This is a genomic window from Paenibacillus algorifonticola, assembly GCF_000971975.1.
GTDB classification, from domain to species: domain Bacteria; phylum Bacillota; class Bacilli; order Paenibacillales; family Paenibacillaceae; genus Pristimantibacillus; species Pristimantibacillus algorifonticola.
In genome coordinates this window covers 36,638-57,345 of the sequence record NZ_KQ040782.1, presented here as the reverse complement: position 1 = coordinate 57,345, position 20,708 = coordinate 36,638, and the positions used below count along the sequence as shown (strand labels likewise).

The following is a 20,708-nucleotide window of genomic DNA, read 5'->3' as shown; positions in this document are numbered from 1 at the left end:
ATGGCGGCGAACAGTACCAACAGCGCTAGCAATAACGATACCCCGCTGCTCTGCGTTCAAAATATAGAAATTTCCCGGCAGGAGGCTGGAAAATGGCGGCCTGTCATCCAAAATGTTTCCTTGGAGCTTCATGCTGGTGAAATGGCTGCGCTTGTTGGACCTAGCGGCTGCGGCAAAAGCATGACCGCCCATGCGCTAGTTGGTCTGCTGGAAACCGGGCTGCGCATGACAGACGGGCATATTTTTTACAAGGGCGAGGATATTTCCCGTTATGATGAGCGCCGCCTGCAGCAGCTTCGCCGCGAGGAAATCGCCTTGCTCATTCAGCATTCGCTTAGCGGCCTTGATCCGATCCGCACGGTGCGCAGGCAGATGGTCGAGACGTTGAAGCTGCAAGCGAGGCGATCACGCAAGGAAACGGAGTCGTATTTGTGCACGCTGCTAGACCAAATGGGCTTTGCGGACCCGGAGGTGATTTTGGACGCTTATCCTTTTGAGCTAAGCGGGGGCATGCGCCAAAGGGTGCTGCTTGCGATGATGCTGAGTACGGAGCCGACGTTGTTTATTGCCGATGAGCCGACGACGGCGCTGGATGCACTCAATCGCGACCGGGTATTAGCTTTGCTGAAGCAGCTGCAGGCGGATTTCGGCCTGACGGTGCTGCTCATTTCGCATGACGAGCAAAGCGTCCGCAAATTCGCGGATCGTGTTATCACGATGCAGCCCAGCGGGATGGCTCCAGTCCAAGCGAAAGGAAGCGTCATATGATCGTGTTGGAATTGCGTCAAGTGACCAAGGCGTTTCCGCTGCGGCTGCTGAGAAGGCGAAGAGGGCTCAAGGCGCAGGACGGCAAGGCGTCCGTTCAAGCCGTGAAGCAGGTTGATCTTGTGCTGCATCGCGGTGAAACGCTGGGGCTTGTTGGGGAAAGCGGCAGCGGGAAAAGCACATTAGCCAAGCTCATTATGAAGCTTGAAACGCTGAGCTCCGGGCAAATTTTGCTCGGCGGACAGTCTATTTACGGACCTCATATGAAGGATCTGCAAGTTTACAAAAGCGTGCAGCTTGTGCTTCAGGATTCCGCATCCTCCCTGCATCCCCGGATGCTTGTTAAGGAAGTGCTTGCGGAGCCGATGCGCAATTTTGAAGCGAAGCGTCCACCGGAAATTCGGGAATCAAGCGTGCAGCTAATACGCGCCGTCGGCCTGGATGAAAGCTTTCTGGAGAAGCTGCCGCATCAGCTAAGCGGCGGGCAGAAGCAGCGTGTATGCATCGCAAGAGCGCTGGCGGTACAGCCGGAATTGATTATTTTCGACGAGTCGTTGGCCAGTCTCGATCCTTTATCGCAGGCTTCTATTGTGGAGATGCTCCAGCAAATTCAGCGGCAGCAAGAGCTGTCCTACTTGTTCATTACGCATGATCTGGGGCTTGCCCGTCAGCTGTGCGACCGGGTCGCCGTCATGTATCAGGGTGAAATCGTAGAAACGTTTAGCGAGTGGGAGGAAGGGAAGCTTAAGCACCCATATACCCATGCATTATTTGCGACGCTGGATGAGCACGTGGAAATAAGCTCTGCTGAATATGCGGATAAGTAGCTATCGGATAAGCGAGTAAAAAAGCTAGCTCGCCCATGGTGTTTCTCTTACGCGCATAATAATGGAAACTCAGTGGAACCCTATGCAATAAAAAGGCACAAAGGGGTTCAATCATGATGCTAATGAGCTTATGGAAGCAGTTAAAAAGAAAGCTTCGCCGCCGTCCGCTATGGACGCTGGGCAGTATCGCCTTGCTTGTCGCCACGCTTGCGGGAGTTTCCTGGCAGCCTTCGAGTGTAGCTGCGGCTGTCCACATGACAAGCGCCGTTGCCAATTTCGCCGATTCAGCTTCTGCTGCTAATACCGTAGAAGCCGCTTCTATTGCAGGAGCTGCAAGCGGTCCCTCTCCTGAGCTGCTGCGCGAGCTGGGGGAGCAGCAGGCGCCAGTCAGCGTTATGCTGCGGCGCTACTATTTATGCGGCGAGGAGAGCAGGCCGCTGGGGCGCATGACCTCGCTCCAGCTGCTCCGGCTGCTGGAGGCAAATAGCGAGTGGCATGCCACCTTCGATAAAACCACGAACCGGGTGCTGGTTGAGCAGAAGGTGGATGAGTTTTCGAAGCATTGTCAGAATGAAGCGTATATGGGCGTGGACAAGCAGGGGCATTTATCGCTGTTTGAAGGGGCGCCTCAGCAGGAGAAGGTGCTGCGAACTTTTTTTCAACTGGATATTCGCTATTTGGAAAGCAGCCTGCCCCGCGACAAGGTAGAGCAGCTGACGCACGGGATTAAAATTAATGACATCGATGAATTTAACAGCGTCCTGTCTACCTTTAGCGACTATGAGGTGGGACATGGCAAATCCGCTAAACGATCCGCTTATTAGATGAAAATAGAAGTCAAGAGGACGTTCTTATAGAGGACGTCCTCTACTTGTTGTATAATGAATGTTGGTGTAAAGAAAAGCGACTACTCCAAATCACTTTCCTCAAACGCATGTTCTCATCCTTTCTGTCTTTTGGTATAATAGGAGAAATAAACGGCAGGATTAAGGAGTTGGCGGTTTGCGCGTTCTTGGCATAGATCCCGGTATTGCGATAGCGGGTTTTGGTTTCATTGATAAACAGGGTCATAAGCTTAAGCCCGTTCAGTATGGCTGTATTCAGACGGAGGCACATACGCCGCCTGAGGAGCGGCTCATTCAAATTTATGATTCGGCTGTTGCACTAATGGATAAGTATAAGCCCGATTCGGTTGCGGTGGAGAAGCTGTTTTTTAACCGGAATGTATCAACGGCGTTTGCGGTTGGGCAGGCGCGGGGTGTTATTATTTTGGCGGCGGCGCAGCGCGGGCTTCCGGTTGCGGAATATACGCCGCTGCAAGTCAAGCAGGCCGTTGTAGGTTATGGCAAGGCGGAGAAGCGCCAAGTGCAGGAGATGGTCAAAATGTTCCTGAATTTATCGGCCATTCCGAAGCCCGATGACGTAGCAGATGCGCTGGCAGTGGCCATTTGCCATGCCCATTCGGCGGTTTTAGTCCAAAAAATAAATGAGGCGGGACGATCATGATTGATTTTTTACGAGGTATAGTGTCCCATGTCGAGCTGGAGTATGTGGTGCTGGATGTACGGGATGTCGGTTACCGGGTATTTACACCGAATCCGTACGCGTTAGCGAAAAAGGAAGAAGCCGTTACCCTTTATATTCATCATTCCGTCCGTGAGGATGCGATTTTGTTGTACGGCTTTGCATCGCGCGAGGAACAGACGCTGTTCCGCAAGCTGCTGGAAGTATCGGGCATTGGCCCGCGTGTGGCGCTGGGCATACTGGCAGGAGGCAAGCCAGAAACCGTTATTGCTGCCATTCAGCAGGAAAATATTACATTTCTCACGAAGCTGCCCGGCATCGGCAAGAAGACGGCGCAGCGGATGATTTTGGATCTGAAGGACAAGCTCGCAGGCATCGCAAGCGATGCGGCGGTACTGTCGGCGGCGGGCGCTTATTTAGAGCCTGATTTATTCCAAAGCGGCAGCGGCCAAGGAGCGGGGACGGCTTGGGAAGAAGCGCGCGAGGCGCTCGCAGCGCTTGGTTATACAGCTGCGGAGCTTGACCGGGCTTGGCATGGCTTGCAGCAGACGGTGATTCCAGAGGAGACGGTCGATTCCCTCATGAAGCGCGCTTTGCAGCAGCTGTTTAAAGGTTGACGAAAAGGAGCTGAGCACGGATGGACGAAAGAATTATTTCCGCCAACCTTATGATGGATGATCAGGCGGTGGAGCTAAGTCTGCGTCCTCGTTATTTGGCTGAATATATCGGTCAATCGAAGGCGAAGGAAAATTTGAAAGTATACATAGACGCGGCAAAGCTTCGCAAGGAAGCGCTCGATCATGTATTGCTCTACGGGCCGCCAGGACTTGGAAAAACAACATTGTCGAACATAATCGCCAACGAGCTTGGCGTAAACCTGCGTACGACATCGGGACCAGCCATTGAGCGCCCAGGCGATCTCGCTGCCCTGCTGACGAATTTGCAGGAGGGCGACGTGCTGTTTATCGATGAAATCCATAGGCTGCACCGTACAGTAGAGGAAGTGCTCTATCCGGCAATGGAGGATTACGCGCTCGACATTATGATTGGCAAAGGCCCAAGCGCAAGGTCCGTACGACTTGATTTGCCGCCTTTTACGCTCATTGGTGCGACAACAAGGGCAGGGCTGCTCTCCGCTCCGCTGCGGGATCGCTTCGGCGTCATCAGCAGGCTGGAGTTTTATACGGTTGATGAGCTTGCTTATATTATTTCGCGCTCGGCGGAAATTTTCGATATTTCCATCGTAGGCGAAGCTTCCCAGGAAATTGCGCTGCGCTCCCGTGGAACACCGCGGATTGCCAACCGCTTGCTCAAGCGGGTAAGGGATTTTGCCCAAGTGCGAGGGGATGGCATTATTACAGACGAAATAGCTAATTCAGCGCTGGAGCTGCTGCAGGTTGATCCGATGGGGCTGGACAGCATCGACCATAAAATGCTGCATTCCATGATGACGACATTTGCTGGGCGTCCAGTAGGTTTGGATACAATTGCGGCTACAATTGGCGAGGAAAGCCAGACGATAGAAGATGTGTACGAGCCTTATTTAATGCAGATCGGCTTCCTCCAGCGTACACCACGCGGACGGATGGCGACCGAACAGGCTTATCGCCATTTAGGCATCCCTTATCCGGAGAGAAATTAGGATGGCTGGCACAGGGCAGCGTTCAGCAGAAAAGCTGTTTGTCGTCTATGATGGCGAGTGCAATCTCTGCATCGCGACGGTTGCAAGGCTCAAGGAGCTTCCGTCGCGGGCCCATTTGCAATTTGTGCAAATTCAGCAATTGGAGCAGCGGGGGACGGTGAGCGTTCCCGGCATTCAGCAGGTGAGCACGCAGCAGCTTTATGAGAAAATGCATGTTGCGGACAGCAATGGCTTGTTATATGCCGGAGCAGAAGGTGTTATTCGTGTGCTGCGCACGGTTAAAGGGCTGGGCGCGCTCTCCCTGTTATACCGGATACCAGGCATGCGGCGAATAGCGGATGCTATTTATCGCATCATTGCGGGTCGGCGTTACGAATGGTTTGGCAGAACGCAGCAAAGCTGCTCGGTGGACGGCTGCGAATGGAAGCAGCCAAGGCAGAACAATAATCACTCAGAAGGGGGAAGGTGAGATGAACGCCCGCTTTTCGATCAGACGATTGTCGCTTTTAACAATAGCTGGGTTATTGCTCGTTTCAATGTGGCATGTACAGCCTTCTCAAGGTGCCGTACCTCAGCTTGATTCGATACGAGTCGCTATATTTTTGCAATTTCCGGGGAAATATCAGGTGAATACGGCTGCGGCTACACTCAGCTCGGCGGGCGGATTGTCCATTGGCATGAAGCAGCCGTCCGGAGCGGAGGAATGGCTGCGGGAAGCAGGCAATGTACAGGCCCGCTTTGCCAAGGATGATTATAAGGTCAAGGTGCTGGAAACGGCCAGCTTCGATACGGCGCTTAGCGCCTATAAACGAGTGCAAACTGCCAAGGGCAGCGGTTTTATTACTTCCTTAACCAAGAAAAACAAGACGGTATACCAAGTAACAGAAGGTACGTACAAAACCGCTGACGAAGCGAAAACGGCGCTAAGCAAATGGAAGTCAGACAGCGAGTTAACGAAGCTTTCTGGCGGCTCCCAGCCGGAGCTGCAAGGCCCGCTTCATCTGGAAAGCACAGGCTACGCTTCGAAAACTGAGGCTGTAAAGGCGGCAGCATCATTCGAGGCAGCGGGCATTGATACGTATATCGCTGTGCGCAAGCCAGCCAGCGGACTGCGTTATTCGGTTATGGTAGGCGCTGCTGCCAGCAGCGCTGATCTGGATCTCATCCAGGTTGCATCGGGGGCATCTGGCGTCAGCCTGCTGCAAGCCGATGTCAAAACGCCGTATTTGCTGCTGAAGAGCGATCACACGCTCACAGGCAAAGCGGGAAGTCCGCTTACGTTGTACACGTTCCCTGTAACCAGCGCCAAAGTATGGGTTGAGCCGGCAGGAAAAGAAACGATCAAGCTGACGGAGCGTTACAGCCGCACGTATCGCGGCGCGTTTGAATTCAGTGATTTTAACGGCAAGCTCGCGGTAGTAAATGAACTTCCGTTTGAGCAATATTTGTATTCGGTTGTAGGTTCTGAAATGGTTGCGTCTTGGCCACAGGAAGCGTTGAAGGCTCAGGCGGTAGCAGCTAGAACGTATGCGCTCTATCAGGGCTCGGGCTTTCAAATCGCCCATGTGGTCGATAGTGTGAGCAGCCAAGCTTATGCTGGAACAAGCACGGAGAAGCAATCAACGATACAAGCGGTAGACGCTACGCAAGGCGAGGTCGTGCTGTATAAAGGCAAGCTGATTGAGGCGCTTTATTCCTCCAATGGCGGAGGGGCTACAGCGGATGCCAAGGAAGTATGGGGCAATGCAGTCCCTTATTTGACAAGTGTCAAAAGCCCGACAGACAGCTCAGCGGAAAAAGGACTGTACAGCTGGTACCGCGTCGTGCTTCCAAGCGGCTTGACGGGTTATATCCGCGAGGATTTGCTTACGGCTACAAGTGAAACGAATCCCGCAGGAATCAAGCTGATGAAGGTTAACACTGACGGCGTAAAGGTGCGGAAAATTCCGCTCATCCAGGATGATGTACCGCTGGTTGGCCAGGTCAATTCAGGTGCAAAGGTTGTCGTTTTGGAAAAATCGGTGCAATCGGGTCCGATGTCTTGGGTACGAGGCCCTTTCAGCTCAGAGGAGCTGGTCGCTTCGCTCAAGAGCGTAACGACGATAGCCGGACCGATTACTTCGCTTCAAGTGAGCAAGACAGGACAGTCCGGACGCGCTACGGAATTGCTGGCAAACGGCAAAAAGCTGGAGGTCAAATATCCGGATATGCTGCGGACGGCGCTTGGTAGCTTGCCAAGCACCTTGTTCCAAATCGATGAGACGGCACGTGTGACCGTACTTGGAGCGAATAAGAAAACGACAACAAAGCCGGAAAGCGCAGGCGCGATCTATACGGTTGGTGCTGGAGGCGAAGTGAAGCAAATGGATGCCAAGCTGTATATTATGGGCAGCAAGGGCCAAGTCCGTGAAGCAACAAAGACGCCAAGCTTCCGTTTTGTCGGTACAGGCTTCGGTCATGGCATCGGATTGTCCCAATATGGGGCGCTTGGACTTGCCGAGCAAGGGTATGACTACTCTTATATTCTGAAATACTATTATAATGATGTAACTATCGCTAAGGAATGATGACAGACAGATGAACGTAGAAATGTTTGATTTTGAACTGCCAGAGCATTTAATTGCCCAGACGCCGCTGCTGCAGCGGACCTCATCGAGGCTTTTAACGCTGGACCGCAGCAATGGCGCGGTGAACCATGAAAGCTTCACCGATCTGGCGCAGCATTTGCATGCTGGGGATGTGCTGGTGCTTAATGATACCAGAGTACTGCCTGCACGATTAATTGGCGCGAAGGCGGACACTGGGGCGAAGATCGAGCTTCTGCTGCTCAAGCAGCTGGAAGGTGACCGCTGGGAGGCACTCGCGAAGCCGGCCAAGCGCATGAAGATCGGCGCAGAGGTTTGGTTTGGCGACGATGGCAGCGGCCAGCCTCTGCTGCGTGCTTTTGTCGAAGAGGAAGGCGATATGGGCGGCCGCACGATTCGATTTGCCTATTCTGGCATTTTTCAGGAGCTGCTGGAGCGGCTTGGTGAAATGCCGCTACCGCCATACATTCGGGAACGTCTGGAGGAGCAGGAGCGCTATCAGACCGTTTATGCCAAGCATGATGGCTCGGCGGCCGCACCGACGGCTGGGTTGCATTTTACAGCAGACTTTTTGAAGCAGCTTGCGGATAAAGGTGTGCGGATTGCTTATGTGACGCTGCATGTAGGGCTCGGGACGTTTCGGCCGATGTCGGTAGATGTTGTGGAAGAGCATGTGATGCATTCGGAATATTACGAGCTTAGCGAGGAGACGGCGGCGCTGCTGGGTCAGGCGAAGGCCGAGGGCGCGCGTATCGTTGCCGTAGGTACAACCTCTGCGCGGACACTGGAAACCGTTGCGGCCCGCTTTGAGAAGGAAACGATTCAAGCATGCAGCGGCTGGACTGATATTTTTATTTTTCCGGGCTATTCCTTCAAGCTGGTTAATGCGCTGCTCACCAATTTCCATTTGCCTAAGTCGACGCTGGTCATGCTCGTCAGCGCGCTTGCTGGGCGCGATGCGGTTATGGGCGCTTATGCGGAAGCGATTCGTGAGGAATATCGCTTTTTTAGCTTCGGCGATGCGATGTTTATTTATTAATATTAGAGCAACAAAATTAAAGAGGACAGGAAGCGTGAATTGTGGCTGTAACCTATGAATTGTTAAAAGTGTGCAAGCAGTCTGGAGCGCGGCTCGGCCGCGTTCATACGCCCCATGGCGTAATCGAGACGCCGGCTTTTATGCCGGTGGGAACCCAGGCGACGGTAAAGACGATGAGCCCGGAAGAGCTGAAAACGATGGATGCTCATATTATTTTGAGCAATACGTACCATCTGTTTTTGCGCCCCGGACATGATTTGATTGGGCGCGCAGGCGGATTGCATAAGTTTATGAACTGGGACCGTCCGATTTTGACTGACAGCGGCGGCTTTCAGGTGTTCAGCCTGAGCGAAATGCGTAAAATTACCGAGGAAGGCGTCCAATTCCGCTCCCATCTGAATGGGGATAAAATGTTTTTGTCGCCCGAGAAGGCGATGGAAATTCAAAATGCGCTCGGCTCGGATATTATGATGGCGTTCGATGAATGCCCGCCATATCCGGCTGAGCATGCTTATGTGAAACAGTCGCTTGAGCGCACGACGCGCTGGGCGGAGCGCTGCCTCGAATCCCATGCACGACCACATGACCAAGGGCTGTTTGCGATCGTCCAGGGGGGCATGTATGAGGACCTGCGCATCCAGAGCGCGAAAGATTTGACTTCCATGGATTTCCCGGGGTATGCTATTGGAGGACTAAGTGTCGGTGAGCCGAAACACTTGATGTATCAAGCACTTGAGTATACGGTACCGCTGCTTCCAACCGGCAAGCCAAGGTATTTAATGGGAGTTGGTTCGCCCGACGCGCTGCTGGAAGGATCCATTCGCGGCATCGATATGTTCGACTGTGTGCTGCCTACGAGAATTGCGCGCAACGGAACAACGATGACAAGCGAGGGAAGACTCGTTATTCGCAATGCCAAGTATGCAGAGGATTTTGGTCCACTTGATCCGAAATGCTCTTGCTACACATGCACGAATTATTCACGCGCGTATATTCGCCACTTGATGAAGGCCGATGAAACATTCGGTATGAGATTGACGACTTATCATAATCTACATTTCCTGCTTCAACTCATGAGGGATGTGCGTCAGGCGATTACCGAAGATCGGCTCCTTGATTTTCGCGATGAGTTTTTTGACAGCTATGGGTTGCGGGATAACGATAAAGGATTTTAGAAAGGGGGGATTTCAATGTCACTATGGTTAGCAGATGCAGCTGGAGCGCCAACGAATAGCATTTGGGGAATGGCATGGCCGATACTACTAATGTTTGCCGTGTTCTACTTCTTGCTTATTCGTCCGCAACAGAAGAAACAGAAGCAGCGTACAGCGCTGTTGTCGCAGCTGAAAAAAGGCGATAAAATTTCAACAATCGGCGGTATGCACGGTATAATCACGGAATTGACGGATGATACAGTAGTACTTCGCGTCAATGATACGGTTAAGCTGACGTTTGAACGAAGCGCAATTAGCTCAGTCGTTAGCAGTGCGCCTACGATTTCGAAAGATTAGTAGGATAGGTCCAAAAAGCCTGCGCCTTGAAGGTTTAACCTTCAAGGCGCAGGCTTTTTTCTATATAACCATGTAGAAGCCTTCTCTTGTTAAGCTGCCGAGTTACTTTTTGAGATTGACGCCAATAACGCCGCCGAAAGCGCCCAGCAGCAAAGTAATGCCAAGCAGAATTGCCGTATGCAGGGAAAAGCCGGCATCGGCAGCAAGAAAGCCGATTAACAGTATAGTCACACCATAGAGCAGTCCAAGCAAACCGCCCTGATACCAACCTTTCATGCCCGAACGCTTGCCCGAGGTCAGTCCGCCTGCAAATGCGGACACGCCATGAATAAACGTTGCGAAGATCGGCAGGCTGCTTTCCTTCAAATTCCCAAAATGCAGCAAAAGCGAGAGCAGCAAAGCGCCTAAGGCGAGCCAAATGATGGCATACAGGAGACCCGCCAGCATAGGGGAAGCGATCTGGGGCGGCCGCGGCACATGTTTAATGGGATTCATCGATTTCCTCCTTTAAAATCCTTTTACTTAAACCATATGGCCAGGCTCTGCGGAATAGTACAGGCAAGCGGGAGGGTGGACGAAATTCTATCCGATTACGTATAATGTGAGGGATAAGAGAGGGTGAAGCGAGATGGAAACCAAGGCAGCAGGAATGCTTTACAATCCGGCGGCTTGGCAGGTTATCGCGGTAGCAGTTATTTTTTTGGTAACCTATGCCTTTGTCATTACGGATAAAATCAATCGGGCAGTGGCGGCGCTGGCAGGCGCATTTCTCATACTGGTGCTGGGCATATTGGATTTGCGTTATGCATTTACGGAGGCGGTGGGCTGGCGCGTTATTATGCTGCTCATCGGCATGATGCTGCTTGTCGGCATTTTGAACCGGGCAGGCGTCATCCCATACATAGCGATAAAACTGGCCCAGTGGGTCAAAGGAAGCTCGTGGAAAATATTTATACTGCTCATTGCCTTAACCGGCATTAGCTCAGCGTTTCTGGACAATGTAACGATTATGCTGCTCTTCATTCCGGTAACGATGTCGATTACGAAATTGCTGAAGCTGAATCCTTATCCGTTTATTTTTGCAGAAATTGCGGCGTCCAACATCGGTGGTACCGCTACTTTAATCGGTGATCCGGTTAATATGATTATTGGCTCCGCAAACAAGCAGTTAACGTTTAATGCCTTTATCGTCCATTTAGGACCTGTATCGTTGTTTATTCTGATCGTTACGATAGGTTTGTTTTTGTTCGTGTACCGAAAGCATTTTAAGCCTACGCATAAAAGCAAGGAAGCAAACGAGCTGATGAAGCTATCCGCAAGCTCCTACATTAAAAATCGCAAGCTGATGATCAAATCGGTCATCGTATTTTTGCTAACGATCGTTGCCTTTACGCTGCATTCCGCATTAGGCATAGAGCCGGCGGCTATCGCGCTTGGCAGCGCAGCGCTGCTCATGGTTATCGGACTAAAGCGCAAGGAAGCAGAAATCGCCTTCCGCATGGTGGATTGGGGTACGATTTTATTTTTTATTGGCTTATTTATTATGGTAGCGGGGCTTTCGGCGACCAATTGGACAAGCCAAATTGCTTTGGTCCTGCTGCAAATGACTTCCGGCAATGTTGATATAGCGTCATTGCTGCTATTGTGGATTTCCGGTGTAGCCTCCGCCACGATGGATAATGTGCCGTTTGTGACGGCAATGGTGCCAGTCATTCACGCGATGGGTGCGGAGCTGGGACTGAGCGCGGGTCAAATGGAGCCGCTGTGGTGGTCGCTGTCGCTTGGCGCAAATCTCGGCAGCAACGGCACGCTCATAGGCGCTTCCGCAAACGTGATTGCCGCAGGCCTTGCTCTTCGGGAAGGCAAAAGCTTTCATTTTAAAGCTTTTCTAAAGGTAGGTGCGCCGATTGCACTCATGTCGCTGCTTGTCTCCACGGCTTATGTGTATTTTATCCTGATCCCGTAATTTTATGTTTTCCCGCCTTTACCATAAATTCGTGCTTCGCCGTTTCGTATGAGGGACATGGCGGCAGGTTAGAATACGTGTACAGACCGCTCAGGCCAAAATGCAGCAGGCGCGAGCGACAGAGGAGGCGGGAACACTTGGAATTTCTGACCCTTGTGCTGCGTACCATATTGATTTATTTCATCGTATTTCTCATTATGCGGTTTATGGGGAAACGGGAAATCGGCAAGCTGTCGGTTTTTGACCTGGTTATCTCGGTTATGATTGCCGAAATAGCCGTGATCGTTATAGAGGATTTGGAGCGAACGATGTGGGAAGGCATTGTGCCGATGATTATTTTAATGCTGGTGCAGGTGGGAATGGCTTTTGTGGCGCTGAAAAATCGCAAGCTGCGGCTCTTGTTTGACGGAAAGCCAAGCATCATTATGGCGAAGGGCAAGCTGAATCGCGATGTGATGCGCAAGCAGCGCTATAATCTGGATGATTTTATGCTCCAGCTTAGAGAAAATGAAATTACAGCGATCTCGGATGTGGAGTTTGCGATTTTGGAGACGAGCGGCAAGCTGTCGATTATTCCTAAAAATACCGAAGGGTCCCCGGCAGAGATGACGGAGAAGCGTTTGAACACTGAGCATCAGCTGAGCAGCGGCGGAACCGAGCAACAACAACAGGCGGAAGAAGGCATTAAGACTGAGCAAAATCCGGCGTTGGCGAGCAAGCTTGGCACGAAGCAGAATGCTAAATTCATTCCGCCAAAATATCGTTTTGAGATTTTGCCCATTCCGCTCATTATGGATGGCAAAGTACAGGATGAAAATTTGGAGAAGCTGGAGAAAACCCGTTTTTGGTTGAAAAATGTGCTGCAGGACGAAGGTGTGACCGACTTCAAGGAAGTGTTCCTGTGCACAATAGACCATAAAGGCAAACTGTTTTTGGATAAAACGAAAAAGCCGCGAAAGTAGTTTGGGAGCCATAATGTCCCAAACTGCTCGCGGCCTTTTTTTCATGAAGCAAGTCTTATCTCACCAGCCTCTAGGTCCGTGAAAACCAATGGCCGATTTTGGGCAAGCGGGTCAGGTCGTGACGGTCAATAATGTTCGTCCAGACCATTAGTGCAAAATATACGATGGCACCGCATGCACAGGCAACAAGCAAATTTACCCATTCCGCAGCGAGCGGCTCATGGTTCATGACGAAGCGTGCTGCTGCCCCCATCACCACCATAGCAGAGAGGACCTTCATAAAATCGCGCAGCTTCATGCGGAAGCCGATCAGCTTTAGAACGCTAATGCCATGCAGCGCAGTGACGAGCACGATATTCAAATTAATTGCAATCAAAGCGCCATAGATGCCGAATTCGGGCTTGGAGGCGAGATAAATAATTAAGACCAGCTTAATAGCAGCCCCTATTAACGTGTTCATAAGCGCTTTACCCGGTTTATCCAGCGCCTGAAGAGTCGCTTGCAATGGAGCCTGCAAATAAATAAACAGGCCGACAGGAGCAAGCAGCTGCAGCATCGGAGCAATTTCGCTGTGGTTGTACAGCATTCGGCAGATTGGCTCGGCGAATAGGCCAAGAATGACGACGAAAGGTGCTCCGGCGACAAGCGCCAGCCTCATCGATTGGTGCAAACGCTTATGAATCGTAGCCATATCGCCGCGTGACGCCGCTTCAGCAAGCGACGGAATCAGCGAGGAGGCGAGGGAGTAGGTCAAAGCGGTTGGCAGCAGGATGAGCGGTATGACCATTCCTTGCAGCGCCCCGTATTGCGCCGTGGCAATGCCTGTAGCAATGCCTGCCGTAGCCAGACTGCGAGCGGTGAAAATGGATTCCAGCAAATAGGAGAGCGAGCCGACAAGGCGACTGGCTGTAACCGGTATCGACAAGCTAAGCAGCTTGCCCATAATAGGAGCCTTATCCACTGCTGTGGATGGCTTGCTTGCCTCAGGCAGCTGCGGGGGCGTTCTTTTTTCCCTCGCATATTTCCATAGCAGTACGGCCAGACCGCCGATTTCTCCCACTACGACGCCAAGCATTGCGCCAGCCGCTGCCCATTCAAGACCTTTGGGCAGGAGAAGCATCGCGAAGCCAAGTGAGAAAATAATCCGCAGCACCGTCTCCACGATTTGGGAAGCGGCGGATGGAATCATGTTTTGCTTGCCCTGGAAGTAGCCGCGAAATACAGATGAAATCCCGACGATCAGAAGCATCGGAGTCATGAACATAAACGTGCGCTGTACACGCTTGTCCGGCAGCAAATGCGCGGTAATCCAAGGCGAGAATAGAAGCAGCAGACTGGTCAGCGTGATGGCAAGAAAGATCGTAAGCAGCATCGCACTGCGAAAAATATGGCGGACCCGTTCCTCATCTCCGTTTGACTGGGCTTCGGCAATCCATTTGGCAACGGCGAGCGGAATGCCGCTGGTAATAATTGTCAGCATGACGGCCAAAAAAGGATAGCTCAGCTGATACAGCCCCACGCCTTCGGCGCCTATAATGCGCGGCAGCGCGATGCGCGGGACGAAACCGAGAATTCGATTGATGACGCCCGCCGCAAGTAAAATCATGGCCCCTTTTATAAACGTTTGCTTGGTCATACTCGCCCCTCATTCCATTAGCCATATTGTTGCAGTATCATAGTTATGCACGGCATGTCCGAATCATGATTGGATAATGAACATCGCCCGGGTGCAGGAATATGTGCTATGGACAGCGAATAGTAGCAGTCAAGGCAAAAAAGCACGGGAGGCGCGGCTATGGAGGAACAGGACCTGGTTCAGGTAATTGAGCAGCTGTGCAACAGCAAGGCAGAGGAGTTTCAGCTTATTGGCTATGAACATGCGAATGGGAAAGACATTTGGGCATGCGTAAGCGCTGGATATAAAAAGAGCGGGCAGCCGGAGCTGCACAAGCTGGTCAACGACATTTTATCACTGAAGGTGACGAGCTTTATGAACTTTTTGACGATTAGCGCCTACCGGGGAACCCATTTCTAAGGGAAGGGTTTCTTTTTTTTGACTCAAAAATTGCTCGCAAGTATAATAGGAATATTGAGATCATAAGGGGGACTTAGGAAATATGAACGGGAAAAGATTATTTGCCTTCCTTGGGATCGTTGTCATCATGTTTGGCGTGATCGCTTGGACGAGCCCATCGCTGGTAAACGGCATTCGGCTGGGCCTTGATTTGAAGGGCGGATTCGAGGTGCTTTATGAAGCAGAACCGCTTGCAGCTGGCGATAAAGTAACGCCTACTTTGCTGAAGGATACGGCGAAAAGCCTCGAGGCTCGGGCGGACAAGCTGGGTATTTCCGAGCCGGAGATAACGACAGAAGGAACAAACCGCATTCGCGTCAAGCTTGCAGGCGTTACGAATGAGGATGAGGTAAGAAACATTATCAAGAAGCCGGTTAATCTGACCTTTAGAGCACCAGATGGCACGGTTGAGCTTCAAGGTGATGATTTTGTGCAAAATGCAGCTACGGTCGAATATGATTCACTGAACAATCCGGTCGTTTCGATTAAGCTGAAAGATGCAAAGAAGTTTGAGGATGTTACGACAAGACTGACGGGCAAGACGCTTGCGATTTATCTCGACGATGAAATGCTGTCGAATCCGAACGTCAACCAGCCAATCAGCGGCGGAAGCGCGCAAATTAGCGGCAATTTCACGCTTGATGAAGCGAATGATTTGAAAGATACGATTAATTTGGGCGCATTGCCGCTTAAGCTGACCGAGAAATACACGCAAAGCGTTGGCGCAAAGCTTGGACAGCAGTCGCTTGAAGATACCGTTCGCGCCGGCGTTATCGGCTCGGCGATTATTTTGGTGTTTCTGATTATTTTGTTCCGTATACCGGGCGTTGTAGCGGGTATTACGGTCATTACATTTACATGGATGCTGGTACTCGTATTCGAGATGCTGAATGTCACGTTAACGCTGCCGGGTATTGCCGCATTTGTACTCGGGATCGGGATGGCGGTCGACGCGAATATCATTATGTACGAACGGATCAAAGAGGAAATCCGCAGCGGCAAAAGCTTGCTTTCCTCCCTTAAAGCAGGCTCCAAAAACTCGTTCCGTACGATTATGGATGCGAACATTACGAACATGATTTCCTGCGGCGTGCTTTATTACATCGGAAACGGTGCGATCAGAGGCTTTGCACTGACGATGATTTTGAGTATTTTGGTCAGTATCGTTACAAACATTTTCTTCTCACGCCTACTGATACATTTGCTGATTCGCAGCAACCTGTTTACTAAACCTAGCTATTTCGGCGTGAAGGAGGCGGACATCCGTGAACTTTAAAACAACAGTGCATTTTGACTTTATCAAGCATAGCAAAAAGTTTTTCATGGCTTCTATTATTTTGACGGTTTTAGGGGTTATCTCGCTGTTCTTATTCAACTTGAACTATGGCGTCGATTTTAAAGCGGGTACGAATATGGATATCGCAGTCGGCAAAGCTTTGACCCAAGCGGAAGCGAAGGAAGTTTTGGCAACAGCTGGCGTTACGAACGTTACACCGACTGTTGGCGGCACGAACGGTGATCGCGTTTCAGCTCGTTTTGAAGAAGTATTGGAGCAAACGAAGGTCACGGAAATTCAAAATGCGTTTAAAGCAAAATTTGGCGATCAAGTATCGGCAGAGGTTAACGTAGTATCCCCGGATATGGCGCGTGAGCTTGGCTTCAAGACGATTTATGCCGTTATTATTGCAAGTATTGCGATTATGATTTATGTCATGATCCGTTTTGAATGGCGTTTTGCCTTAGCGGCGAACATTGCGATTTTGTATGATGCTTTTGTCGTAGTCGCTGTGTTTTCGATTTTCCGTCTGGAAGTCGATCTGCCATTTATTGCGGCTGTTTTGACGACAATCGGTTATTCGATTAATGATAAAATCGTTATTTTCGACCGGATTCGTGAAAATCTTCGGTTTGGCAAGCTGAAAACGCGTGATCAGCTCGCGGACATGGTCAATCAGAGCCTTTGGCAGACGATGGCGCGGAACATTTATACGGTGCTAGCCGTTCTCGTTATCGCGGTTTGTTTGTTCCTTTTCGGAAGCGAGTCGATCAAGCTGTTCGCCTTGGCAAAAATTATCGGTCTGACAAGCGGCGCATACTCGTCGATCTGTATCGCGAGCCCGCTCTGGCTTCTTCTTAAAAGCAAGCAAAAGCCTAAAGCAAAGCAGCCTGCCAAGACTGCGGTCTAACAGCGTAGGAGGAGGCAGTCATGACAATGAACCAACGATATACAAAAGCAGAGCCGGCCAGCTGGTCAGGAATTTGGGGTAATGCGGCGTTGGCGTTGTTGAAAGGGGCAGCTGGCTGGCTGTCCGGCAGCAAAGCATTGCTTGCAGATGGTTGCCGATCTGCTGCTGAGGCGGCGGCTATTTTCGCGGAAAAGGTCGTTTCGCAGCGCAGTGGCAGTGGCGGCGAAGCACCTTACGGCAGCGCTGCTGCCATAAAGCACAAGGAAACACGGAAGACAGAAACCGTCATGAATGTCGTTTTATCGGCGGCTTTGCTCCTTATTGGTCTGGAGATTGGCATTTCGGCTGTTCGGGACATTGCTGAGGGCATTAGCAAGCCGCCTCATTGGAGCGCACTTGCTGTGCTTGTTGGTGGTCTGCTCGTAAAGGAGCTCATCTGGAAGCAGAGGGAGCATGGCAGCAGCTTGTATGCGACACTGGCTGTGTTCATTGGTGCAGGAGCCGCGTGGCTGGGCAAGCTGATTTCGCTTCCGGTGCTTTATTATTTTGATTCGGCAGCAGCTATCGTCATTTCGGTTATCGTTATTAACGGCGGCTATCGCATTATTGTGCCCTCCCCCCGCAAGGAGGAAGCCTCAGCAGAAGTATATAACGAAAATACCGAGGAGCTCATGCAGCTCGTTCAACGGGTGGAAGGCGTCGTCACGGTACAGTCGCTGCATGCTCGCGAGCAGGGCCATTACGTCGTTGCAGAGGCGGTCATTAGCGTTAATCCGCGCGTGACTGTGCTTGAGGGCCATGAAGTGGCGAAAAGGGTGAAACGTCTGCTGCTGACACGCTTTACCCATTTAACGGACGCAACGATTCATGTTGAGCCTTATGATCCAGGTTATCCTTATAAATCCAATCACGATCCGAATCAGGAACATATGCCTACGCTGCTGCAATAGCGCAGCGCGGCAGAAAGGAGTTGAAGTCGGCGTGATTCAAGCAAAAACACGTTGGAATCTAGCACCTTGGGACGAGCAGGCAAACGCGGCAGCTATAGAGCTTTCGACAGCTCTTCGCCTGTCGCCACTTGCCGCCAAGCTTTTGGTGCAGCGCGGCTACAGAGAGGTCGCACAGGCGGAGCAGTTTTTAAGAGGCGGCTCTGAGCATTTGCATGACCCGTATTTGCTGAAAGATATGAGGGAGGCTGTCACCCGTATTCGGGAGGCGGCCTCAGCTGGCGAAAAAGTGCGAATTTATGGCGATTATGATGCCGATGGCGTATCCAGCACCTCATTGCTCGTACATGTGTTTCGCGAGCTCGGGCTTCATTTTGATTATTATATTCCCCATCGGGCACTTGAAGGCTATGGATTAAACAAGGCAGCGCTAGAAAAGGCGGCCGCTGAGGGCGTTGGCTTAATCGTGACGGTCGATACGGGTATTAGCGCCTACGATGAAATTGCATACGCCAAGGAGCTTGGGCTTGATGTCGTTGTCACCGACCATCATGAACCGCCAGCACGTATTCCGGATGCCTGCGCCGTTGTTAACCCAAAGCGGCATGATTGCACTTATCCTTTCGAAGGGCTGGCAGGAGTGGGCGTCGCATTCAAGCTAGCACAAGCGCTGCTGGAACGTCCGCCTATGGAGCTGACGGACATTGTATGTCTGGGAACGATTGCGGATTTGATGCCATTAACTGGCGAAAATCGGATTTTGGTCAAAAGCGGGCTGGAACGGCTTCGTCAGACGACGAATACCGGATTTCTTGCGCTTGCCGAGTCGACGGGCATTGAGCTGCCGTCGGTTACTTCTACGACCGTCGCTTTCGGCATGGCGCCGCGTATTAATGCGGCTGGCAGGCTTGATCATGCGAGGCGCGCCGTTGAGCTGCTCATAAGCGACAACTACGATGAGGCTATATTGGCGGCGACTTCGCTTGATATGCTGAACCGCGAGCGGCAGCGCATCGTGGAAGGCATCGTCAAAGAGGCGGAGGAGCAGTGGGCGCAGAAGCAAGTGCAGGCTGCGGAAGCGGGCGAGGCAGAGCCGGCAGTTATTGTGCTGGCGGGGGAAGGCTGGAATGTTGGCGTTATCGGCATTGTGGCCTCCAAGCTGCTGGAACGCCATTACAAGCCAGTGATCATTCTAGGTATCGATGGAGAGAGCGGCATGTGTAAGGGATCTGCGCGCTCCATTGACGGCTACGACCTGCATGCAGCACTTACCGCCTGCGATGAGCTGCTGGACCATTACGGCGGCCATCAGGCAGCGGCAGGCATGAGCCTGCATCGTGACCAGCTGGCTGATTTTGAACGCCAGCTTGGGAAGCTTGCTTTGGAATGGCTCAGCGAGCAGGACTGGATTCCGAAAACAGGCATTGATCTAGAGTGCAAGGTTGAAGAAGCTAATTTGCAAACGATCAATGAGCTTGCGCAGCTGGAGCCGTTCGGGGCGGGCAATCCGTCACCGCGCTTGCTCTTCCAGGGCGCGGCGCTTGCGGACAAGCGAACGATGGGCAAGGAAGCGAAGCATCTCAAGCTGACGGTGAAGAGTGGGCAAGCTGTGCTGGAAGCGGTAGGCTTCAGCATGGGAGCTATTGCTGACCGGCTGCTTGCGAGCAGCCCTGTCGATTTGGTAGGCGAGCTGTCGATTAATGAATGGAACGGCCAGCGCAAGCCGCAGCTGCACATTCATGACCTGTTCAGCGGAGGCGCGTATGCAAGGTTTCCTGAGCGTGAGCATTTCGGTCAAGTTTATCAACTGCTGCGGAGAATGAAGCGGGCACCGCTTGAAGGGCTTGCGAAGCGTCTGGCGGAGATGAGCGGCTGGCCGCAGGAAATGACGGAGGTTATGCTGCGCGTGTTTACCGAGCTAGCGTTTATCCGCATTGAGGATGGTTTTGCGATCGTCGCTGAAGCGCCGGAGAAGCGGGAGTTAAGCACAGCGCCTTCCTATCAGGAGGCAAAAAGTAAAGCAGAACAATTGCAATCTCCGCTCTTTGCAGCTACAATATTGGTTTGACAGCACCGCAATGGCGATAGACAGAAGGGACGAATATTACATGAGCGAGTCACAAATTAATTTTAAAGATTACATTCGGGTCATTCCCGATTTCCCACAGCCAGGCATTCGATTCAAGGATATTACTACTTTGCTGAAGGACGGCCCGGCTTACCGTGCTGCCATTGAAGAAATGCGCAAAGCGGTTGAGCATTTGAAAATCGATGTCGTTGCAGGACCGGAAGCGCGCGGCTTTGTTATTGGCGCTCCGCTTGCACTAGCATTAGGAGTAGGCTTTGCGCCAATTCGCAAAAGCGGCAAGCTGCCAGGCGAAACGATTGAAGCAAGCTATGACCTAGAGTATGGAAAAGATGTGCTTGCTATGCACAAGGACTCCATCCAGCCAGGACAGCGCGTACTGATTGCCGATGACCTGCTTGCAACAGGCGGCACAATCGCGACTTCCATTAATTTGATCCGTCAGCTTGGCGGGGAAATTGTCGGTTCGGCTTTTCTCATTGAGCTCTCGTATTTGACAGGCCGCGAGAAGCTTGGCGATATTGACGTCGTTTCTCTCGTTACTTACTAATTTTTCATTCTGCCACCTTAATCACCACACTTCTAGTTATCCCT

At 51.7% G+C, this 20,708-nt stretch carries 21 protein-coding genes; 19 read left to right on the top strand and 2 right to left on the bottom strand.

Annotation, left to right across the window (positions count from 1 at the left end):
• The 11 genes from WH37_RS04420 (at position 1) to yajC (ending at position 9,893) form a co-directional block, all read left to right on the top strand.
• Positions 1 to 768: an ATP-binding cassette domain-containing protein gene (locus tag WH37_RS04420; protein WP_046229359.1), complete on the top strand. Its 768-nt coding sequence runs from the start codon at positions 1 to 3 to the stop codon at positions 766 to 768.
• The gene (locus WH37_RS04415; protein WP_331458018.1) at positions 765 to 1,592 is read left to right on the top strand and encodes an ABC transporter ATP-binding protein; all 828 of its coding nucleotides are present in this window, start codon (positions 765 to 767) and stop codon (positions 1,590 to 1,592) included. Before WH37_RS04420 ends, WH37_RS04415 begins: the two co-directional genes overlap by 4 nt.
• A gap of 113 nt (positions 1,593 to 1,705) precedes the next feature.
• The gene (locus WH37_RS04410) at positions 1,706 to 2,416 is read left to right on the top strand and encodes a BofC C-terminal domain-containing protein (RefSeq protein ID WP_052736804.1); all 711 of its coding nucleotides are present in this window, start codon (positions 1,706 to 1,708) and stop codon (positions 2,414 to 2,416) included.
• Positions 2,417 to 2,594: 178 nt separating this feature from the next.
• The gene (gene ruvC / locus WH37_RS04405; protein ID WP_046229358.1) at positions 2,595 to 3,098 is read left to right on the top strand and encodes a crossover junction endodeoxyribonuclease RuvC; all 504 of its coding nucleotides are present in this window, start codon (positions 2,595 to 2,597) and stop codon (positions 3,096 to 3,098) included.
• Complete coding sequence (ruvA, locus tag WH37_RS04400; RefSeq protein WP_046229357.1) at positions 3,095 to 3,733, top strand: Holliday junction branch migration protein RuvA; 639 nt, start codon at positions 3,095 to 3,097, stop codon at positions 3,731 to 3,733. The genes ruvC and ruvA overlap by 4 nt, the downstream gene beginning before the upstream one ends.
• Positions 3,734 to 3,753: 20 nt before the next feature.
• Positions 3,754 to 4,758 carry a Holliday junction branch migration DNA helicase RuvB gene (ruvB, locus tag WH37_RS04395; RefSeq protein WP_046229356.1) on the top strand — a complete coding sequence of 335 codons (1,005 nt, stop codon included), beginning with the start codon at positions 3,754 to 3,756 and terminating at the stop codon, positions 4,756 to 4,758.
• A gap of 1 nt (position 4,759) precedes the next feature.
• On the top strand, positions 4,760 to 5,227 hold the full coding sequence (locus WH37_RS33345) for a thiol-disulfide oxidoreductase DCC family protein (protein WP_052736803.1): 468 nt from the start codon (positions 4,760 to 4,762) through the stop codon (positions 5,225 to 5,227).
• 1 nt (position 5,228) lies between these two features.
• On the top strand, positions 5,229 to 7,325 hold the full coding sequence (locus WH37_RS04385) for a SpoIID/LytB domain-containing protein (RefSeq protein ID WP_046229355.1): 2,097 nt from the start codon (positions 5,229 to 5,231) through the stop codon (positions 7,323 to 7,325).
• Positions 7,326 to 7,335: 10 nt separating this feature from the next.
• The gene (gene queA / locus WH37_RS04380) at positions 7,336 to 8,382 is read left to right on the top strand and encodes a tRNA preQ1(34) S-adenosylmethionine ribosyltransferase-isomerase QueA (protein ID WP_046229354.1); all 1,047 of its coding nucleotides are present in this window, start codon (positions 7,336 to 7,338) and stop codon (positions 8,380 to 8,382) included.
• A 38-nt stretch (positions 8,383 to 8,420) separates the two neighbouring features.
• Positions 8,421 to 9,557, top strand: a complete 1,137-nt coding sequence (gene tgt, locus WH37_RS04375; RefSeq protein ID WP_046229353.1) for a tRNA guanosine(34) transglycosylase Tgt — start codon at positions 8,421 to 8,423, stop codon at positions 9,555 to 9,557.
• Between the two features lie 15 nt (positions 9,558 to 9,572).
• Positions 9,573 to 9,893 carry a preprotein translocase subunit YajC gene (gene yajC / locus WH37_RS04370; RefSeq protein WP_046229352.1) on the top strand — a complete coding sequence of 107 codons (321 nt, stop codon included), beginning with the start codon at positions 9,573 to 9,575 and terminating at the stop codon, positions 9,891 to 9,893.
• Positions 9,894 to 9,995: 102 nt separating this feature from the next.
• Here yajC and WH37_RS04365 read toward each other — a convergent pair whose 3' ends face one another.
• Positions 9,996 to 10,388: a TIGR04086 family membrane protein gene (locus tag WH37_RS04365; protein ID WP_046229351.1), complete on the bottom strand. Its 393-nt coding sequence runs from the start codon at positions 10,386 to 10,388 to the stop codon at positions 9,996 to 9,998.
• Between the two features lie 133 nt (positions 10,389 to 10,521).
• Here WH37_RS04365 and WH37_RS04360 point away from each other — a divergent pair, with 133 nt between their 5' ends.
• Together WH37_RS04360 and WH37_RS04355 are read left to right on the top strand one after the other, a co-directional pair.
• Complete coding sequence (locus WH37_RS04360; protein WP_414811810.1) at positions 10,522 to 11,859, top strand: ArsB/NhaD family transporter; 1,338 nt, start codon at positions 10,522 to 10,524, stop codon at positions 11,857 to 11,859.
• A 197-nt stretch (positions 11,860 to 12,056) separates the two neighbouring features.
• On the top strand, positions 12,057 to 12,821 hold the full coding sequence (locus tag WH37_RS04355) for a YetF domain-containing protein (RefSeq protein ID WP_046229450.1): 765 nt from the start codon (positions 12,057 to 12,059) through the stop codon (positions 12,819 to 12,821).
• A 70-nt stretch (positions 12,822 to 12,891) separates the two neighbouring features.
• Here the strand turns inward: WH37_RS04355 and spoVB are convergent, their stop codons facing one another.
• Positions 12,892 to 14,457, bottom strand: a complete 1,566-nt coding sequence (gene spoVB, locus WH37_RS04350; RefSeq protein ID WP_046229350.1) for a stage V sporulation protein B — start codon at positions 14,455 to 14,457, stop codon at positions 12,892 to 12,894.
• Positions 14,458 to 14,616: 159 nt separating this feature from the next.
• On the opposite strand from spoVB, the gene WH37_RS04345 reads away from it, so the two are divergent.
• The 6 genes from WH37_RS04345 (at position 14,617) to WH37_RS04320 (ending at position 20,664) form a co-directional block, all read left to right on the top strand.
• Positions 14,617 to 14,856, top strand: a complete 240-nt coding sequence (locus WH37_RS04345) for a post-transcriptional regulator (RefSeq protein WP_046229349.1) — start codon at positions 14,617 to 14,619, stop codon at positions 14,854 to 14,856.
• An 82-nt stretch (positions 14,857 to 14,938) separates the two neighbouring features.
• Positions 14,939 to 16,171, top strand: a complete 1,233-nt coding sequence (secD, locus tag WH37_RS34425; RefSeq protein WP_046229348.1) for a protein translocase subunit SecD — start codon at positions 14,939 to 14,941, stop codon at positions 16,169 to 16,171.
• Positions 16,161 to 17,081 (top strand): protein translocase subunit SecF, encoded by a 921-nt coding sequence (gene secF / locus WH37_RS34420; RefSeq protein ID WP_074904695.1) that lies wholly within the window; start codon positions 16,161 to 16,163, stop codon positions 17,079 to 17,081. The genes secD and secF overlap by 11 nt, the downstream gene beginning before the upstream one ends.
• A gap of 20 nt (positions 17,082 to 17,101) precedes the next feature.
• A complete protein-coding gene (locus WH37_RS04330; protein ID WP_046229347.1) occupies positions 17,102 to 18,031 on the top strand; it encodes a cation diffusion facilitator family transporter in 930 nt (309 codons plus the stop codon).
• 31 nt (positions 18,032 to 18,062) lie between these two features.
• The gene (gene recJ, locus WH37_RS04325; protein WP_046229346.1) at positions 18,063 to 20,096 is read left to right on the top strand and encodes a single-stranded-DNA-specific exonuclease RecJ; all 2,034 of its coding nucleotides are present in this window, start codon (positions 18,063 to 18,065) and stop codon (positions 20,094 to 20,096) included.
• Between the two features lie 55 nt (positions 20,097 to 20,151).
• The gene (locus tag WH37_RS04320; protein ID WP_046229448.1) at positions 20,152 to 20,664 is read left to right on the top strand and encodes an adenine phosphoribosyltransferase; all 513 of its coding nucleotides are present in this window, start codon (positions 20,152 to 20,154) and stop codon (positions 20,662 to 20,664) included.
• Positions 20,665 to 20,708: the final 44 nt, after the last annotated feature.

Bases quoted from the DNA above. Each gene is read 5' to 3' on its own strand.
- WH37_RS04420 (WP_046229359.1), top strand. From the start codon at position 1: ATGGCGGCGAACAGTACCAACAGCGCTAGCAATAACGATACCCCGCTG.
- WH37_RS04415 (WP_331458018.1), top strand. From the start codon at position 765: ATGATCGTGTTGGAATTGCGTCAAGTGACCAAGGCGTTTCCGCTGCGG.
- WH37_RS04410 (WP_052736804.1), top strand. From the start codon at position 1,706: ATGATGCTAATGAGCTTATGGAAGCAGTTAAAAAGAAAGCTTCGCCGC.
- ruvA (WP_046229357.1), top strand. From the start codon at position 3,095: ATGATTGATTTTTTACGAGGTATAGTGTCCCATGTCGAGCTGGAGTAT.
- ruvB (WP_046229356.1), top strand. From the start codon at position 3,754: ATGGACGAAAGAATTATTTCCGCCAACCTTATGATGGATGATCAGGCG.
- WH37_RS33345 (WP_052736803.1), top strand. From the start codon at position 4,760: ATGGCTGGCACAGGGCAGCGTTCAGCAGAAAAGCTGTTTGTCGTCTAT.
- WH37_RS04385 (WP_046229355.1), top strand. From the start codon at position 5,229: ATGAACGCCCGCTTTTCGATCAGACGATTGTCGCTTTTAACAATAGCT.
- queA (WP_046229354.1), top strand. From the start codon at position 7,336: ATGAACGTAGAAATGTTTGATTTTGAACTGCCAGAGCATTTAATTGCC.
- yajC (WP_046229352.1), top strand. From the start codon at position 9,573: ATGTCACTATGGTTAGCAGATGCAGCTGGAGCGCCAACGAATAGCATT.
- WH37_RS04365 (WP_046229351.1), bottom strand. From the start codon at position 10,388: ATGAATCCCATTAAACATGTGCCGCGGCCGCCCCAGATCGCTTCCCCT.
- WH37_RS04360 (WP_414811810.1), top strand. From the start codon at position 10,522: ATGGAAACCAAGGCAGCAGGAATGCTTTACAATCCGGCGGCTTGGCAG.
- WH37_RS04355 (WP_046229450.1), top strand. From the start codon at position 12,057: ATGCGGTTTATGGGGAAACGGGAAATCGGCAAGCTGTCGGTTTTTGAC.
- spoVB (WP_046229350.1), bottom strand. From the start codon at position 14,457: ATGACCAAGCAAACGTTTATAAAAGGGGCCATGATTTTACTTGCGGCG.
- WH37_RS04345 (WP_046229349.1), top strand. From the start codon at position 14,617: ATGGAGGAACAGGACCTGGTTCAGGTAATTGAGCAGCTGTGCAACAGC.
- secD (WP_046229348.1), top strand. From the start codon at position 14,939: ATGAACGGGAAAAGATTATTTGCCTTCCTTGGGATCGTTGTCATCATG.
- WH37_RS04330 (WP_046229347.1), top strand. From the start codon at position 17,102: ATGACAATGAACCAACGATATACAAAAGCAGAGCCGGCCAGCTGGTCA.